The 14,333-nt window shown below is 64.0% G+C and carries 17 protein-coding genes, 1 tRNA gene and 1 other RNA gene; 15 read left to right on the top strand and 4 right to left on the bottom strand.

The window, feature by feature from the left end; all coding sequences use genetic code 11:
• Positions 1–96: 96 nt before the first annotated feature.
• From FHW69_RS07270 to FHW69_RS07250, 5 genes are all read left to right on the top strand, one after another.
• The gene (locus FHW69_RS07270; RefSeq protein WP_183422400.1) at positions 97–1,347 is read left to right on the top strand and encodes a HEAT repeat domain-containing protein; all 1,251 of its coding nucleotides are present in this window, start codon (positions 97–99) and stop codon (positions 1,345–1,347) included.
• Between the two features lie 175 nt (positions 1,348–1,522).
• Positions 1,523–2,701: a GAF domain-containing sensor histidine kinase gene (locus FHW69_RS07265; RefSeq protein WP_343203994.1), complete on the top strand. Its 1,179-nt coding sequence runs from the start codon at positions 1,523–1,525 to the stop codon at positions 2,699–2,701.
• A 73-nt stretch (positions 2,702–2,774) separates the two neighbouring features.
• Positions 2,775–3,095, top strand: a complete 321-nt coding sequence (locus FHW69_RS07260; RefSeq protein ID WP_183422399.1) for a metalloregulator ArsR/SmtB family transcription factor — start codon at positions 2,775–2,777, stop codon at positions 3,093–3,095.
• 38 nt (positions 3,096–3,133) lie between these two features.
• The gene (locus FHW69_RS07255) at positions 3,134–4,552 is read left to right on the top strand and encodes a DUF2867 domain-containing protein (protein WP_183422398.1); all 1,419 of its coding nucleotides are present in this window, start codon (positions 3,134–3,136) and stop codon (positions 4,550–4,552) included.
• Positions 4,553–4,623: 71 nt separating this feature from the next.
• The gene (locus tag FHW69_RS07250; protein WP_183422397.1) at positions 4,624–5,073 is read left to right on the top strand and encodes a hypothetical protein; all 450 of its coding nucleotides are present in this window, start codon (positions 4,624–4,626) and stop codon (positions 5,071–5,073) included.
• Between the two features lie 18 nt (positions 5,074–5,091).
• Here the strand turns inward: FHW69_RS07250 and FHW69_RS07245 are convergent, their stop codons facing one another.
• Positions 5,092–5,496, bottom strand: a complete 405-nt coding sequence (locus tag FHW69_RS07245; protein WP_183422396.1) for a response regulator — start codon at positions 5,494–5,496, stop codon at positions 5,092–5,094.
• A 139-nt stretch (positions 5,497–5,635) separates the two neighbouring features.
• Here FHW69_RS07245 and FHW69_RS07240 point away from each other — a divergent pair, with 139 nt between their 5' ends.
• The gene (locus FHW69_RS07240) at positions 5,636–5,893 is read left to right on the top strand and encodes a CsbD family protein (protein WP_183422395.1); all 258 of its coding nucleotides are present in this window, start codon (positions 5,636–5,638) and stop codon (positions 5,891–5,893) included.
• A gap of 157 nt (positions 5,894–6,050) precedes the next feature.
• Here the strand turns inward: FHW69_RS07240 and FHW69_RS07235 are convergent, their stop codons facing one another.
• The gene (locus FHW69_RS07235) at positions 6,051–7,163 is read right to left on the bottom strand and encodes an NAD(P)/FAD-dependent oxidoreductase (protein WP_183422394.1); all 1,113 of its coding nucleotides are present in this window, start codon (positions 7,161–7,163) and stop codon (positions 6,051–6,053) included.
• Positions 7,164–7,270: 107 nt separating this feature from the next.
• On the opposite strand from FHW69_RS07235, the gene FHW69_RS07230 reads away from it, so the two are divergent.
• Positions 7,271–7,687 (top strand): DUF6165 family protein, encoded by a 417-nt coding sequence (locus FHW69_RS07230; protein ID WP_183422393.1) that lies wholly within the window; start codon positions 7,271–7,273, stop codon positions 7,685–7,687.
• Here the strand turns inward: FHW69_RS07230 and FHW69_RS07225 are convergent.
• Positions 7,684–8,763 carry a glycosyltransferase family 9 protein gene (locus tag FHW69_RS07225; protein WP_343203993.1) on the bottom strand — a complete coding sequence of 360 codons (1,080 nt, stop codon included), beginning with the start codon at positions 8,761–8,763 and terminating at the stop codon, positions 7,684–7,686. The genes FHW69_RS07230 and FHW69_RS07225 overlap by 4 nt on opposite strands.
• A 46-nt stretch (positions 8,764–8,809) precedes the next feature.
• On the opposite strand from FHW69_RS07225, the gene FHW69_RS07220 reads away from it, so the two are divergent.
• The 8 genes from FHW69_RS07220 to FHW69_RS07185 all read left to right on the top strand — a co-directional run bounded on the left by FHW69_RS07220 (position 8,810) and on the right by FHW69_RS07185 (position 13,666).
• Complete coding sequence (locus tag FHW69_RS07220; RefSeq protein WP_183422392.1) at positions 8,810–9,532, top strand: 3-deoxy-D-manno-octulosonic acid kinase; 723 nt, start codon at positions 8,810–8,812, stop codon at positions 9,530–9,532.
• Positions 9,529–10,287: an MBL fold metallo-hydrolase gene (locus tag FHW69_RS07215; protein WP_183422391.1), complete on the top strand. Its 759-nt coding sequence runs from the start codon at positions 9,529–9,531 to the stop codon at positions 10,285–10,287. Before FHW69_RS07220 ends, FHW69_RS07215 begins: the two co-directional genes overlap by 4 nt.
• Positions 10,288–10,377: 90 nt before the next feature.
• Positions 10,378–10,467: transfer RNA gene (locus FHW69_RS07210), tRNA-Ser, on the top strand.
• Between the two features lie 29 nt (positions 10,468–10,496).
• Positions 10,497–10,593, top strand: an RNA gene (gene ffs, locus FHW69_RS07205) — signal recognition particle sRNA small type.
• A gap of 109 nt (positions 10,594–10,702) precedes the next feature.
• A complete protein-coding gene (dnaX, locus tag FHW69_RS07200; protein ID WP_183422390.1) occupies positions 10,703–12,364 on the top strand; it encodes a DNA polymerase III subunit gamma/tau in 1,662 nt (553 codons plus the stop codon).
• Positions 12,361–12,684: a YbaB/EbfC family nucleoid-associated protein gene (locus FHW69_RS07195; protein ID WP_183422389.1), complete on the top strand. Its 324-nt coding sequence runs from the start codon at positions 12,361–12,363 to the stop codon at positions 12,682–12,684. The genes dnaX and FHW69_RS07195 overlap by 4 nt, the downstream gene beginning before the upstream one ends.
• A 7-nt stretch (positions 12,685–12,691) precedes the next feature.
• Positions 12,692–13,294, top strand: a complete 603-nt coding sequence (gene recR / locus FHW69_RS07190) for a recombination mediator RecR (RefSeq protein ID WP_183422388.1) — start codon at positions 12,692–12,694, stop codon at positions 13,292–13,294.
• A gap of 27 nt (positions 13,295–13,321) precedes the next feature.
• On the top strand, positions 13,322–13,666 hold the full coding sequence (locus FHW69_RS07185; protein WP_183422387.1) for a histidine triad nucleotide-binding protein: 345 nt from the start codon (positions 13,322–13,324) through the stop codon (positions 13,664–13,666).
• Between the two features lie 64 nt (positions 13,667–13,730).
• On the opposite strand, the gene FHW69_RS07180 is transcribed toward FHW69_RS07185, so the two are convergent.
• Complete coding sequence (locus FHW69_RS07180) at positions 13,731–14,333, bottom strand: Slp family lipoprotein (protein WP_183422386.1); 603 nt, start codon at positions 14,331–14,333, stop codon at positions 13,731–13,733.

Below are 14,333 nucleotides of genomic sequence, written 5' to 3'. Positions count from 1 at the left end.
GCAACGTTCCTGTGTGGGGCGTGCCGAGGGGCCCGCGTGTCCGGTTCCTGATCGTCGCAGGAGGTCGTCGCGAATACACGCTTGCAGGGACCAGGCATGTATCACGTGGGACGAACTGTAGTGCTCTGTTTTCTTCTCGCCGCGATCTCGTTTGGTGCTAGGTTTACGTTCTGGGGAAGGGGGCAATCTATGAGCAGGCACGGCGACTGGCGGAACGTTCGCGGGGTAGGGGTGCGACGGTGGGTTGTCTTCGTCGCGATCATCCTGCTCGGCGCGTTTCATGCGTGCGAAGTTCGCGCGATGAGGCCCGTGTGGCCTCCCTGCGAGACGGTCTATCCCGCCTTCAGTCATGCCTCGCTGGAAGAGGTGATGGATAAGCTGCGCAGCAGCAGAGACAGGGAGAGTTATTGCCTGCAAATGCAGTTGCCCAGGTTTGGTGAGCGTGCGTTGGCTCCGCTGGTGGCGTTGTTGCGCTCGGACTCGGAACTGGGGCGCGTCAATGCCGCGAGTGGACTCGGGCTCATGCGCGAGCAGGCGATATCCGCCGCACCGGATCTTGAGCACGCGCTGGACGATCCCAGTGGCAGGGTGCGTGCGATGGTTCTCTATGCGCTGACGACCATTCAGCCGCGTTCGCCCGCGTTGACGACGACGCTGTTGAAACGTCTCGAAGAAACGAACCCTGCATCGCTGGACGGAGAGGCGCTTATATCGACCGTCGCATCGCTCGGGCCTTTGCCGCCGGAGGCATTGCCTGTTCTCCAGCAGGTGCTGGAGCGCATTCCGTTGTATGACCCGCGCGCTGCGCGGGATGCCATCGAGTCCATCAGTCATGTCGCGGCACCGCAGCGTTTGCCCGTGCTGGCACGGTTGGTGGGTGACAAGGACCCGCAGAGGAGCGCACGTGCCGTGCTGGCGCTCGGCCGTTCCGGCGTTTGGGCTGTGCCCGTGTTGCTGTCCCGGCTGGCCGATTCGTCCGACCCGGGCCGGCAAGCGTACGAGCGGGCTCTCCAGTGGGCGTGGTACGTGGCCGCAACGCCTGCGCTGGCGGCTTACTATCAGGCCGACATGCCTGTGTTGTTGCGCCAGTTGCGCACCCCGGACGCTGTTGCCCGAAAGCAGGCGATTGAGCAGCTTGCGAGCGTGGCACCGGCGTTTGCTGCGGCGATACCGCTGCCGGGGCAAGGTGAAGAATCGCTGGGGATGGCCCAGTCGCGTTGCACCGTAATGGATGCCTTATCGGCCAGCCATCCTCCTGACAAACAAGAGCGGAAGGCGATCCTCGCCGTGGCCATGACCGTGCGCCAGGCCGCGCCTGATTCAACCTGTCCTGTACCGATTTACTGATCTGCGCCGAATCGTTGGGAGGCTGGTTTGATGCATCTATCCGGATGCAACGTGCTCATCACGCCATTGCATGAAAGCCGGCTCCCTGGATGGGATCCGATGCGGGGTTAAAAAGCCGCGTTCAGGCTGCTTCCGCATGAACATGCGAGAATCCAGGCTCTTACCGGAGCATCGCGTGCACCATCCCGCCCCCAAGTTGCCTGCACACGAAGAGTCGCGTCGTCTGGGGGCCCTGCATGCTTACGACATTCTCGACACACCGCGCGAATCTGCGTTCGACGACATCACGCGTATTGCGTCAGCGGTCTGCGGCACGCCGATCTCGGTCGTGAATTTGATTGACGCGGATCGGCAGTGGTTCAAGTCCGAAATCGGGCTGGGCGTGCGTGAAACGCCGCTTGCCACGTCGATCTGCGCGCATGCCATCTTGCAGCACGACTTTCTGGAAGTGCCCGACACCACGACCGACCCGCGCTTTGCGAGCAATCCGCTGGTCGTGTCCGATCCGGGTCTGCGTTTCTACGCTGGCGCTCTCTTGAAGACGGCCGATGGTTTGCCGTTGGGTACGGTGTGCGTGCTGGACACGGTTCCCCGTGTGCTCGATCAGACGCAGGTGGATACGCTGCGTGCGCTGGCACGTCAGGTGATGGTGCAGCTTGAATTGCGCAAGATGCTGGCGGCCGCCAACAGCGTTGGCCAGCATCGTGCACGCATGCTCGCCACCGCCGGCCACGATCTGAAAGCACCGCTTCGCTCCGCGATGTATTCCATGACCAAGGCGCGTGCGCAGGCCAGTGCCGAGCAGATCCGTCACCTCGATCAGGCCGCTTCCGAATTGCTGACCATTGATGCCACGTTTGGCGAACTGGTTGCCGCAGCCAGCGGCTCGCACGGTGGCGCGCAGCCGGTACTGGGCCCGGTGCACGTGTCAGGAGTGGTGGAGTCGGTGCAGGAGGCCTGGCAACGCGCAGCGGATCGCAAGGGCGTGACGCTTGCGACGGAAGTGTCGCACGCTGTGGCCCTCACTCACGCGGGCCTGCTGGAAACCTTGCTTGGCAATCTGGTTTCCAATGCCATCAAGTACACGCCTGCGGGCGGCAGCGTTCGCATCGTCTCGGGTCTGCGCGACGATACGGTGCATATCGACGTGGTGGATACGGGCATTGGCCTGGACGACTCGCAAGTTGAAGATCTGTTCGGCGCGTTCCGTCAGGCGGACGCGGCGTCCGAAGGTCTGGGTATCGGTCTGTGGATTGTGCGCCAGACCGCAGACGCCTTGCAGGCCACGGTCCGGGTGGTTTCCGCGCCGGGGCAGGGTGCCTGCTTCACCGTGGTATTGCCTGCCGCGCCCTGACATGGGCGTGGGCACTTGACGTGATGTCTTTCGATAAGTAGATAATTAGCTACTGAGCTAATTAACGAAGATCATGGCCGCCGACAAGTTCTTTGAAGCGCTTGCTTCCCGCCCCCGCCGCGAAATTCTCGCCTACCTGTCTGCCCAGGAGCTGACGGCGGGCGAGATCGCCAGCCGGTTCGAGATGAGCGCGCCGTCCATCTCCCGCCACCTGTCGGTGCTGGAGGGAGCGGGGCTGGTATCCAGCGAACGGCAGGGGCAGTTCATCGTTTACCGGCTGAACCGGGACAGCCTGGTAAACACGTTGACGGGGTTTGCCTTTGAAATCTGCCCGAAGGCCGGGCCGTTGAAGCGTGAGAGCCGCAAGCTCGCGGCAAAAAAACAGGGCGCCTGATCGACCGGCGTTCTTCGCACTGGATACAGGGGAGTTCCATGTCGCACCGTTCGCACGTCACCGCATCGTTTCCTACCGCACGCATTTCTTCCCCGGCAGGCGGTTTACCGGTGGAAGTTTCCCTGATCGCCCAATTGGGACATGGGGCGGGCAGTCAGCTCGTGGCGTCGTCGCTCTTGCGTCAGCAGGCCCATGCGCACTTCATTGATGAGCTGGACGAGCCCTCTGCAAGACTGGGCGGCACGCATCTGGAGCACGGTGACGCGACGTCGCTGTATACCTTCGCCGTGGGAGCAAATGGCCATCCGTTTCATCGGCACGCAGGGCATCGCGTGTTTACCGCGGTGTCGGGCAGTGCAGGCGCACAACTCCGGTTTTCCACGGCCACGCTGGAAGACATGGCGGCGGATCCGGCAAACTTCCTGCGCTCGCTGCGCTTTATCGACGTGCCACCGGATTCTCTGTTCACGGTGCGCTTTGGTGGTGGCACGTGGCATCAGTTTGCACCCCTGGGAGGTGCATCGACGCATCCGGCATTTTTCGCTCTGTCGTGCCATACGAACGAGCTGGGCGGTGATCTTTCCGAATCGCTGCTGCGTCAGGTCATGGCCAATGAGGCGTCGATTCCGGCGCTTACCGAGGTGTTGCCCGAGTGCGTCACCCAGCTGATGGCCAGCATGTCGGCAGGACAGCTACATGTTCCCACTGTTGCGCTGTCGCTTGAGGCGGCTCCCGGTTCCCTTCAGGGGAAGTTGTGCGGCTTTGCCCGTCGGGTGGTGGGTGCATCGCGTGCTGCTCTGGCGCGTTTTGGTCGCGCCGGCGGCTTTCTTCGGGAGAGTGGCGGCCGGCAGACCGTCATCGAGATGGATCATCCGGCGGATGGCTCGTTGTTGCGCGATCAGTTCACGGAAGGCTTTGACCATGAAGACGCCTTTGTTCTGACGCTGGCGGCGAAGCAGGCAACGGATGCGAGTGCGTCGGCGTTGCTGGCCTCGTTGCTTGACGCGTTTGTCAGTCACCCGCCCGTGGGCGTTTCGCGCATGATGGCGCTGCGCAATATGCTTGTGCGCCCGCTGGGTTTGCGCACCTCGTCACTTGCTTGCCCGGTATCGTCACTGCTCGGTCATTCCGACCGTGCCCTCTTTGCGGGTCGTTTCCCGGTCATTGATCAGCGCGTGAGCGACAAGGATCGCTACGCTGAGGTGATTCTCGGCGCTGACGACAAGCATCTGCGCTTCCGCTCCTGCGTGGCCGTGCGGGTGACGGATGGCCGTGTTGACCTGATGCTGGGCACGCGGGTCCGTTGCAAGAATACGTTCGGACGTCTGTACCTGCGTCTGATCGACGGCGTGCACAGGCGGTACGTCAGCCCGGTAATGCTTCGCGCTGCGGCGGAAACGGCATTTGTTCCGCGCGCGGCTCCCCGGGTGGTGATGGTGTCGATGCCGCAGGCGTGAATGCCCGGACGTGTTTGGTCCTAGAATGCGCCAGCGTGAGGCCCCTGTCGGGTCATCTGGAAATCACTTGCATGGCCATCCGAAAACCATTGCCCGAAGCGGCATTGCTCGCGCAGTTGCTTGCACTGCGGGAAGCGGGTGCGTCGGAGGACGATCCCGGGTTGCCCGCGATGCTTGTTTCCCGAGGCGATGATGGCCAGTGGCGGCCAACGGAAGCGGTGTCGTTGCTTGTTGATTTTCTCAAGGCGCGGGACGCCGCGCTACAGGCCGCTTTTGATACGGAACTGGCGGCCGACGAACTTCGTCGCTTTCAGAAATTTGCGCGGCCGGGTCAACCTTCGCCGCACGTGGTGCAGATGCGTCAGCGGCAGGCGGCTGCCCGACAGGCGTCCAATCAGGCGCGGCAGGCCCAATTGAAGAATGCCGCAGCGTTCGCGCACATGGCGCAACTCACCGGTCCCGCCCGGCGCGGCGCGGACGAAGTCGTGCTCGACTGGGTCCATACCTCGGGCAAGGCCTGATGCTTTGGAAGAGCCGGCTTAACGCTGGCTGGTGGCCTGGAGGGCGCGTGCTGCCGAGGCATCCAGGCCGGCGCTGACCAGTGCGTTGATCAGCTCGGCCACATCGAATGGCTTCATCAGGCGCACTGCGCGCTCGGGCAAGCTGCCCACTTCGGAAAACGGGCGGGACGAGATCACGACCAGGCCCATGGCATTGTTGTTGCCCACCTGATCCAGAAACCGGGTGGACTCATCGTCCCCGGCCACAGGCATGCGTGCATGGCATACCACCACGTCAAGTGACGGTGTGGTGCGCAGCAGGGAAACGGCGTCGTTATACGTTTCCGCTGAAAGTGCGGTCAGCCCCTTGCTTGCCAATGCCTCGCGGGCCATGTCGGCCAGCTCGGGGTAGGGGTCCACAATAAGTACGGTAGGGGCGGGCATGCGGGATTATGTACATATGGACCCCGCTCGTACAGCGTTCCGGAGGCAACTGTGAGCGCGAATCCAACATCTTGCCTGCGCTTTCCTCACAACCCCGTTCCTAAGCTTCACCCCTGCCATTTCCTAGGGAGAGCAGTACATGTCTGAAGAACGCTTCCGTGGTGCGTATGAAAATGTGGCTGGCAAGGTCCAGCAGGCTGCTGGCGCCCTGACGGGTGACGAGGGCCTGAAGGCCGAAGGAGCCGTCCGGGAGGCCGGCGGCAAGGCGCTTGGCATGTACGGCGAGGCGCTGGACTGCGTCCGCGATTTTGCCCGTCGCAAGCCGGCTACCGCAGTGGCCATCGGTGCCGTGGCCGGTGCCGTCCTGCTTGCCTGGTGCCGTCGCGACCGGGATTGAGGTTCGTCGGACCCGACGAGGGCCGGGCGCTTTGCCCGGCCCTCGTCCTTTGGGAAGAGTCGTGCGGCAGCGCGCCTGCACGCGAAGTGCGTCCCGGGAGTGGCTCCTCAGGGCGGTTTTTGCAGGCCGGCGCGCTTCCTCACGGCTTTTTGGCGTTTCAGGGTGCGGGTTTGGGATGATCCAGGCCGGCGGCCGTGCCGATCATCAGGTGCCGGATAGGCGCCAGTTCGCCGATCAGCGCAATGCCATAGCGCCGCAGCAGCCGGGTAGCCCGGGAGTCCCCGCGGGCCATGGTCGTCAGCATCTGCACCCGCCGCACCACATTCACGTGGACCGGATGGCGCTCGGCGCCATACCGCGCGAAACGCGCCGGCACGTCGCGGGACGAGTCGGCCATGCGCAGCGCGAAAGCGTAAGCGTCCTCAATACCCAGATTCATGCCGCGCGCACCCAGCGGCGAATGAATATGCGCGGCGTCGCCGCCCAGTGCCACGCGACCCAGCGAGCAGACCGAAGCTACCCGATGGGCTATGTGGAACGACGATGACCAGATGGTCTTGCCCGGGTGTGCGCCGGGCGGCAGATGGTCCAGCGGGTCGCTCAGGTTGGACACGATTCGCCACACATGTTTGTCCAGCGCGATCATGAACATCAGGCCCTTCGGAAAGAAGGCCACATGCGCCCGATCCGGCGCCAGTGATGTTTCCAGCTCGATGTCGAACAGCGGCCATATCTCGGGGAACGACGTGCCGGGGAAGGGGATGGCCAGATTTTCGCGCGTGGTGCTGTGCGCACCATCTGCGCCAAACAGTCCGTCAAAGGTGGCCTCTTCCCGCGTCCCGTTGCCGTGTTCAAGTGTGACGCGCACGGTATCGGCCTGTCCCTTTACCGACACCGAGACACCCCGCTCCGGGTGCACACCCAGAATGCCCAGCACGTCGGTCAGCAATGCTTCGCTGCGCTCCTGCGACAGCACGGTGAGCTGGTAGCGCGGATGGATGGCGCTGGTGTCGAACGCAGCGATGCGTTTCCAGTTGTCGTAGAAGGTCAGCCCGGAGACCGGGCGCCCCTCGGCCAGCATGCGATCGGTGACGCCGGAGGCTTTAAGCATGTCGAGCGAGCGCGGGTTGACCACCAACGCGCGGGAGTGCGCAGCAGGCTCAGGTGAGCGGTCGACAATGCGTGCCGTGATGCCAAGCCGCTTCAGGAAAAGGGCGGCGGCCAGACCGGTGGGGCCTGCTCCTGCAATGAGTATGGATGGGTCGGACACGTATCGCTCCCCAGCTAATCCTTGAGTGAACAGCCTCCCCGGAAGCGCGTTGCGCGGATGTAAAGACCTGTTAACCTCGCGCGGCTAACGCATCGGAGAGATATGCCATGAGCCTTATTCAGGTTCCCGTGTCGTACGGGGAACTCATCGACAAGATCACCATTCTTGAGATCAAGTCCCAGCAGATCAAGGACGAGACCAAGCTTGCCAACGTCCTCAACGAGCTTGACCTGCTGAAGGCCACCTGGGCCAACAATAGCGCGTCTGAGACCGACATCACGGCCCAGTGGACCCGTCTGCGCGAAGTGAACCAGCAGCTGTGGGATATCGAAGACCGCATCCGCGTCAAAGAGCGCGCGCAGGCATTCGACAAGGAGTTCATTGAACTGGCCCGTGCCGTGTACTTCCGCAACGACGAGCGCGCTGCGGCCAAGAAGGACATCAACGTCACTCTGGGTTCGCAACTGGTGGAAGAGAAGTCCTATCAGGATTACTCCTCCGAAGGCGCCGCTCCCAGCGTTTAAGCGCCCAGCGGCAACCTGAGGTGGGCGGCGCAGGCTTCCAGCCGGTCGACCACCTCGTCCACGCCAATCAGGTCCATCACGCCGGGCTTCTCGATCTTCGTGCCCCACGGAATGTCCGCAGCGGGCTTGTGCAGAAAGCGGCGTGACGCCTCATCGTATTTGTCCACGCACCAGCGCCGGTCGGAATACGGGCCGGAGCGATGCGGATTGCTCGGCGCGTGAAGCCCCAGCACTTTGACGCCCAGCGTGTTGGCCATGTGCATCGGCCCGGAGTCGGGGGTCAGGATCATGGCGGTGCGGCCCAGCAGGCCCATGAACCGCTTCAATGTGTCCTTGCCCGTCAGATCCATCGGCGCGGTTTTCGTGGCGGCCAGCACGGCATCGGCCATCTCGCGTTCGCCGGTTGACGGCCCTCCCACAAGCGCCACCCGCAGACCGCGTGCCATGGCGTGGTCGATCACCGCCGCATAGCGTTCCGGTCGCCAGTTGCGCAGGGCGTGGCTCGACGTGGGGCTGACCAGCAACGTCGGCGCGTTGCCTGGCAACTGCTCGGCGGCCCATGCGTGAGCGTCATCCGGTACGGGAATATCCCAGGTCACTTCGGTCTGGCGAATGCCCAGTGGTTCCAGAAAGCTGCCCATGGCGTCCAGCACGTGTTCGCCGCTGCGCGCCGGGATGCGTTCGCTGACAAACAGGCCGTGCAGGTCCTTTGAGCGGGCGCGATCATAGCCGATGCGCCGATCTGCCTTCACCGCAAGGCTCAGCAGATTGGAGCGCAGCGCCACCTGCATGTGCAGCAGCGCATCAAAGCGGCGGCCGGCCAGTGCGCGGCGCACCTCGGTCATGCCTTCACGGCCGCGCGACTTGTCGAACGTCACAAAGTCCACGCCCGCCACGTCGCCCACCAGCTTGCGCTCCAGCTTGCCGACGATCCACGTGACGGCCACCCGGGGCGCCTTTTCCTTCAGTGTGCGGATCAGCGGCACAACGTGCGTCACGTCGCCAATAGCCGATGTGCGCAGAATGCAGATGCTGGATTCGCCCGAAGGTAGCGGACGGCTTGGTAGACTGCTCACGATCTTATGAATACCCGGTGGAAGGCCGCGAAGGGCGACCGAAGCGATGACGAACGAACGAATTGAAGAGGACGCCAGCGGAACGATTCTGTTCGACGGCGCCCGGGTCCCACAAGTCGATGCCCATTGGTTCCTTGCCGACTACTGGCGAGCCCGCGGTGGCCTGCGCGTGCAGTCTGGTGGCCGTGGCGGCGTATCGTTTATCGACACCCCTGCCGGCGTGGCGGCCCTGCGCCATTATCGTCGTGGCGGCATGGTTGCGAAACTATTTGGCGACAGATATCTGTGGACGGGGCGTGATCGCACCCGAAGCGTGCGTGAATTCCGTTTGCTGGCCGAGCTGATGCGTCGCGGCTTGCCGGTCTCCCCACCGCTTGCGTCGCGCTATGTGCGCCATGGCATGCGCTATACCGCCGACCTCATCACATTGGCCATTCCGGGAGCCTCCACGCTGGCCGATCAGGTCGCTTGCGGCGAGTTTGACGTGGCTCTGGCCGGGCGAGTGGGTGAGCTGGTGGCGCGTTTTCACCGTGAAGGCGTCTGGCACGCCGATCTGAATGCCCACAATGTGTTGCTGAATCAGCAGGGCCTGCATCTGATCGACTTTGATCGCGGCCAGCTGCGCACGCCTGCGCAGGGCTGGCGGCGGGGTAACCTGCAGCGTCTGAAGCGCTCGCTCATCAAGGTGGGCGCCGGCCGGCAGCCCGCCTTTGAAGCCACCCAGTGGCCGGCGCTGATTGATCACTACGAACGGGCGTTCGCCGCATGAACTGGCATCTGCATTTCCTTGGTACCGGCGCGGCCCATGCCGTGGAACTGGGGTCGTCCGCCGCCGTGATCGAGCGGGACGGGCGTCCCAGCCTGCTGATCGACTGTGGCCCGGACACGCTGGACCGCTATCAGGCGGCGTACGGCGAGCCGCCGCGCGCGCTGTACATCACGCACATTCACATGGATCACGTCGCGGGAATGGAGCGGCTGTTCTTCCGCCTTTGGTTTGACGAAGCCCTGCGGGGCAAGACGCGGCTGTACCTGCACGCGGCATTGCTGCCGTGGTTGCAGGGCAGGGTGGCGGACTATCCGGGGGTGCTTGCCGAAGGCGGGGTGAATTACTGGGAAGCTTTCCATCTCATCCCCTGTTCGCGCGGCTTCTGGCACGACGGCGTCTGGTTCGACGTATTCCCCACGCGCCACCACGTGCAGGGCACTTCTTACGGCCTCGCGCTCGGCGGAAGCTTCGTATTTACCGGCGATACGCGTCCGGTCCCCGAAGCGCTGGCGCTTTTCGGGGCTGGCGGGGAAGTGATCGCGCACGACTGCGGCCTGGTGGGCAATCCATCTCACACCGGCGTGGACGACGTGGATCGCGAATACGGCGCGGCATTCCGGCAGCGCATGGTGCTTTACCACTACGGCAGCCACGCCGACGGCCTGGCGCTTGAGGCGCGCGGCTATCGTGTGGCCCGGACGGGCGAGCGCGTGGCATTGCCGCCTCCCTCCCCCACGCGGGATGGCGCCGGGTAAGTGAAGACGCTTGTCTGAATGCGCCGCTGACGTTATCCTTCCGCTTCTTTGCCGGACTCGGATGGTCCCGCAGGGAAGAAGTGAAGTTGTGGAGAGGTGTCCGAGTGGTTGAAGGAGCACGCCTGGAAAGTGTGTATACGGTAAAACGTATCGAGGGTTCGAATCCCTCTCTCTCCGCCAGCTTCCAATGAATTGTCTTATGGTGGCCCTGTCGGTCCCCCCGCGACGATAGTCTGCAAATCCCGCCAGGTCCGGAAGGAAGCAACGGTAGTAGACGACTCGGGTGCCGGGGTGTGGCTGGCAGGGCCGCCGCTTTTCCGGCCCGCCATTGTCCAGCACGCTTCATGCGGCGAAACAAGCTACCGCGACCCGGCGCACCTTGGCACAATCCCCCGTCGCCCCAAGGTATCCTCGCATGTCCTATCAGGTCCTCGCACGCAAGTGGCGCCCCCGCAAGTTCGCTGAACTGGTGGGTCAGGAACACGTTGTCCGCGCGCTGACCAATGCGCTGGACTCCGGCCGCATGCATCACGCGTACCTGTTCACGGGCACGCGCGGCGTCGGCAAGACCACCATCGCGCGTATTTTCGCCAAATCGCTCAATTGCGAGCGCGGCGAATCGGCTGATCCGTGCGGCGAGTGCGCGGTCTGCACGGCGGTGGATGCGGGCCGTTTCGTCGATCTGCTGGAAATCGACGCGGCCAGCAACACGGGCGTCGACGACGTTCGCGAGGTGATCGAGAACGCCCAGTACGCGCCGTCGCGCGGAAGGTTCAAGGTCTACCTCGTCGATGAGGTGCACATGCTCTCCAAGCCGGCGTTCAACGCGCTGCTGAAAACGCTGGAAGAGCCGCCCCCGCACGTCAAATTCCTGCTTGCCACCACCGATCCGCAGAAATTGCCGGTCACCGTGCTGTCGCGCTGCCTGAAATTCAATTTGAAGCGACTGCTGCCGGAACAGATTTCCGGGCAGATGCGCCACATTCTTGCGGCGGAAGGCATCGAGTACGAAGGCGAGGCCATTGGCGAACTCTCGCACGCCGCCGATGGCTCGCTGCGCGATGCTCTGTCGCTGCTGGATCAGGCCATCGCCTATGGCGGCGGTTCGCTGCGCGCTTCCGACGTGCGCGCCATGCTGGGCAGTGTGGAGCGTGGCCAGGTGCTCGGCCTGCTCGATGCCCTGGCCAGCGGCGACGGCAATGCCTTGATGGGCGAGTGCGATCGCATCGCGTCGTTTTCGCCTGACTTTGGCGGCGTGCTGGACGACCTGGCCACCGTGTTGCATCGTGTACAGCTGATGCAACTGGTGCCGGGTTATCGCGGCGAAGAAAGCGACGCGGGTCTGGCCGAACTGGCCGGCCGCATCGCGCCCGAAGACGTGCAGCTTTACTACCAGATCGCAACCAGCGGTCGCCGGGAACTGCCGCAGGCACCCGATGCCCGCATCGGTTTTGAAATGGCGCTGTTGCGCATGCTGGCCTTCCGGCCTGCTGAAGGCGGCACGCCCGTAGCGGCATCGGCTCCGGTGGCCCGCGCGCCGTCGCCCACCCCGGCAGCACCCGCACCCCGCAGCGCTCCGGCGATGCCGCAGGCAGCTCCTGCGCGTGCCGCTGCGCCAGTGGAAGCGCCTGCACCCGCGCCCGCCCCGCGTCCATCCGCACCCATCACCATGCATGCCAATGGCATGCCTGACTGGGCCGAGCTGGTGGAGCGTGCCGGACTGCGCGGCCCCATCGGGCAGCTGGCGCAGAATGCGTCGCTGCGCGATGTGGACGGCGAAGGCATGACGCTGGCGCTCAAGCCGTCGCATCTGCATCTGGCGGTTGAGCCGCTTACCAGTCAGATGGAAGAGAAGCTGACCCAGGCGCTGGGCCGTCGCGTGCGCCTTCGTTTCGTGGCCGCGGCCGATGCGGCGTCCCACGAAACACCCGCGCAGCGCATTGCGCAGAAGCGCGATGATGCACAGGCGGCCGCCGAGGCCTCCATCGACAGCGACCCGCTCATACAAACCCTGAAGCGCGAATTTGATGCGCGCGTCATTCCGCAATCCGTTAAACCCGTGGAGCCCAGAACATGAAAGGACAAATCGGTCAGCTGATGCAGCAGGCCCAGCGCATGCAGGACGAAATGAAGCGTGCGCAGGATGAACTCGCCAAGCTCGAAGTCACGGGCACGGCAGGTGGCGGCACCGTCACCGTGACCATGACGGGCGGCCATGAAGTGCGCAAGGTCAGCATTGACCGCGCCACGTTTGCCGAAGATCCGGAAATGGCAGAAGACCTCGTGGCGGCCGCCGTCAACGATGCCGTCAACAAGATTGCCGAAGTGAGCAAGACGCGGCTGGGCGGTGTCACCGCTGGCCTGAATCTGCCGCCCGGCTTCAAGATGCCGTTCTGAGTTACCGATGACCACCGGCTCCCGCCTTCTGGGCGAACTGATCGACTCGCTCCGCTGCCTTCCGGGCGTGGGGGCGAAGAGTGCGCAGCGTATGGCCTTCCATCTGCTTGAGCGCGAGCGGGAGGGTGGCCTGCGTCTGGCGTCCGCGCTGGAATCTGCCATGCGCGATGTGGGCAACTGCGGGCGCTGCCGCAATTTCAGTGAAACGCCGGTGTGTTCGCTGTGCTCCAGTGCCAGCCGCGACAGGCACGTGCTGTGCGTGGTGGAGTCGGCGTCCGACCTGGCGGCCATCGAGCAGGCCACAGGCTTCCGGGGGCACTACTTTGTGCTGCTGGGCCGCCTGTCGCCGCTGGACGGCCTGGGTCCGGACGAACTGGGCCTTCCGTTGCTGGCCGAACGACTGGGGGAGGGCGAGATCGAAGAAATGATCATCGCCACGAACCCCACCGTGGAGGGCGAGGCCACGGCGCACTATATCGGCCAGCTGGCCCGCGCCGCAGGCATCCGGGCCACGCGTCTGGCGCACGGTGTTCCGCTGGGCGGCGAACTTGAATTCGTTGACCGCGGCACGCTCGCCCACGCCTTCGGAAGCCGGCAGTCGCTGGGCTGACCTTTTTCTCCCGTCAAGGATTTCTCCATGGGCGACACCCTGTTCGGCAAGATCATCCGGCGCGAAATTCCGGCCGACATCGTTTACGAAGATGACGACGTGCTGGCGTTCCGCGACATCAATCCACAGGCGCCGGTGCACGTGCTGTTCATTCCGAAGCGGGCCATTGCCACGCTGGATGACGCCCAGCCTTCGGACGCCGCCTTGCTCGGCACCTTGCTGCTTGCCGCTGCTGCATATGCGCGTAACGAGGGTCTGGCAAAGGATGGCTACCGCACGGTCATCAACTGCAACGACCACGGCGGTCAGACTGTTTTCCACCTGCACGTGCATCTTCTTGCCGGCCGCCAGATGCACTGGCCGCCAGGCTGATCTTCTGTGGCAGGTTTGCCCACAAAAAAACGCCGGCTTTAAAGCCGGCGTTTTTCTTGATGCGTCAGTGCGGACGCGGCGGCGGCGGACCCACCGGGCGCGGCACCACGATCACACGCGGGCGGTACCAGAACGGGTCGCCCCACGGACCATAACCGTAACCGCCCCAGCCCGGACCAAAGCCAGGACCCCAGAACGGGTCATAGAAGCCTGGCGGGTAACGATTGATGGGTACGCGCTTGGGCCACAGGTAAACCACATCGGCCTCAACACGCGGGTAGGCATAATCGAAGTCGCCCACCTTCTGCGAGACGGCGCCATGCACCGTACCGGTAACCGTGATTTCCCGGCCACGGGTGAAGACTTCCGGATCATAGAAGCCATCCCGACAGGCTACGAAACGGCCCTGGCTTTCGTTCTTCTGCGCCGTCGGACGCGCTTCGCTGTCCAACGGTTCGGAAAGCACGAAGAAGCAGGTCTGCTGAGGACCCGGCTCCGTCTTGATGATTTCGCCGCCCCAGCGAACTTTCGCACCTGGCGCGCCGCCCTGCTGGGCGCCCGCCGTGGATACGTCGTTGAACTGGCCCTGCAACGGCTGCGGCACCGTGGCGCATGCGCCAAGAGCCAAGGTTGCCGCAACGATGGCCAACGGTTTGTACATCGACAT

The organism is Luteibacter sp. Sphag1AF (assembly GCF_014192715.1).
Taxonomy (GTDB): Bacteria; Pseudomonadota; Gammaproteobacteria; order Xanthomonadales; family Rhodanobacteraceae; genus Luteibacter.
This window is presented reverse-complemented; position numbering and strand designations above follow the sequence as displayed.

What these genes read in the sequence shown, in the direction of transcription:
- FHW69_RS07195 (WP_183422389.1), top strand. Translation starts at nt 12,361, where the DNA reads ATGAAAGGACAAATCGGTCAGCTGATGCAGCAGGCCCAGCGCATGCAG.
- FHW69_RS07230 (WP_183422393.1), top strand. Translation starts at nt 7,271, where the DNA reads ATGAGCCTTATTCAGGTTCCCGTGTCGTACGGGGAACTCATCGACAAG.
- FHW69_RS07245 (WP_183422396.1), bottom strand. Translation starts at nt 5,496, where the DNA reads ATGCCCGCCCCTACCGTACTTATTGTGGACCCCTACCCCGAGCTGGCC.
- FHW69_RS07185 (WP_183422387.1), top strand. Translation starts at nt 13,322, where the DNA reads ATGGGCGACACCCTGTTCGGCAAGATCATCCGGCGCGAAATTCCGGCC.
- FHW69_RS07255 (WP_183422398.1), top strand. Translation starts at nt 3,134, where the DNA reads ATGTCGCACCGTTCGCACGTCACCGCATCGTTTCCTACCGCACGCATT.
- recR (WP_183422388.1), top strand. Translation starts at nt 12,692, where the DNA reads ATGACCACCGGCTCCCGCCTTCTGGGCGAACTGATCGACTCGCTCCGC.
- FHW69_RS07240 (WP_183422395.1), top strand. Translation starts at nt 5,636, where the DNA reads ATGTCTGAAGAACGCTTCCGTGGTGCGTATGAAAATGTGGCTGGCAAG.
- FHW69_RS07270 (WP_183422400.1), top strand. Translation starts at nt 97, where the DNA reads ATGTATCACGTGGGACGAACTGTAGTGCTCTGTTTTCTTCTCGCCGCG.
- FHW69_RS07180 (WP_183422386.1), bottom strand. Translation starts at nt 14,333, where the DNA reads ATGTCGATGTACAAACCGTTGGCCATCGTTGCGGCAACCTTGGCTCTT.
- dnaX (WP_183422390.1), top strand. Translation starts at nt 10,703, where the DNA reads ATGTCCTATCAGGTCCTCGCACGCAAGTGGCGCCCCCGCAAGTTCGCT.
- FHW69_RS07220 (WP_183422392.1), top strand. Translation starts at nt 8,810, where the DNA reads ATGACGAACGAACGAATTGAAGAGGACGCCAGCGGAACGATTCTGTTC.
- FHW69_RS07260 (WP_183422399.1), top strand. Translation starts at nt 2,775, where the DNA reads ATGGCCGCCGACAAGTTCTTTGAAGCGCTTGCTTCCCGCCCCCGCCGC.
- FHW69_RS07250 (WP_183422397.1), top strand. Translation starts at nt 4,624, where the DNA reads ATGGCCATCCGAAAACCATTGCCCGAAGCGGCATTGCTCGCGCAGTTG.
- FHW69_RS07215 (WP_183422391.1), top strand. Translation starts at nt 9,529, where the DNA reads ATGAACTGGCATCTGCATTTCCTTGGTACCGGCGCGGCCCATGCCGTG.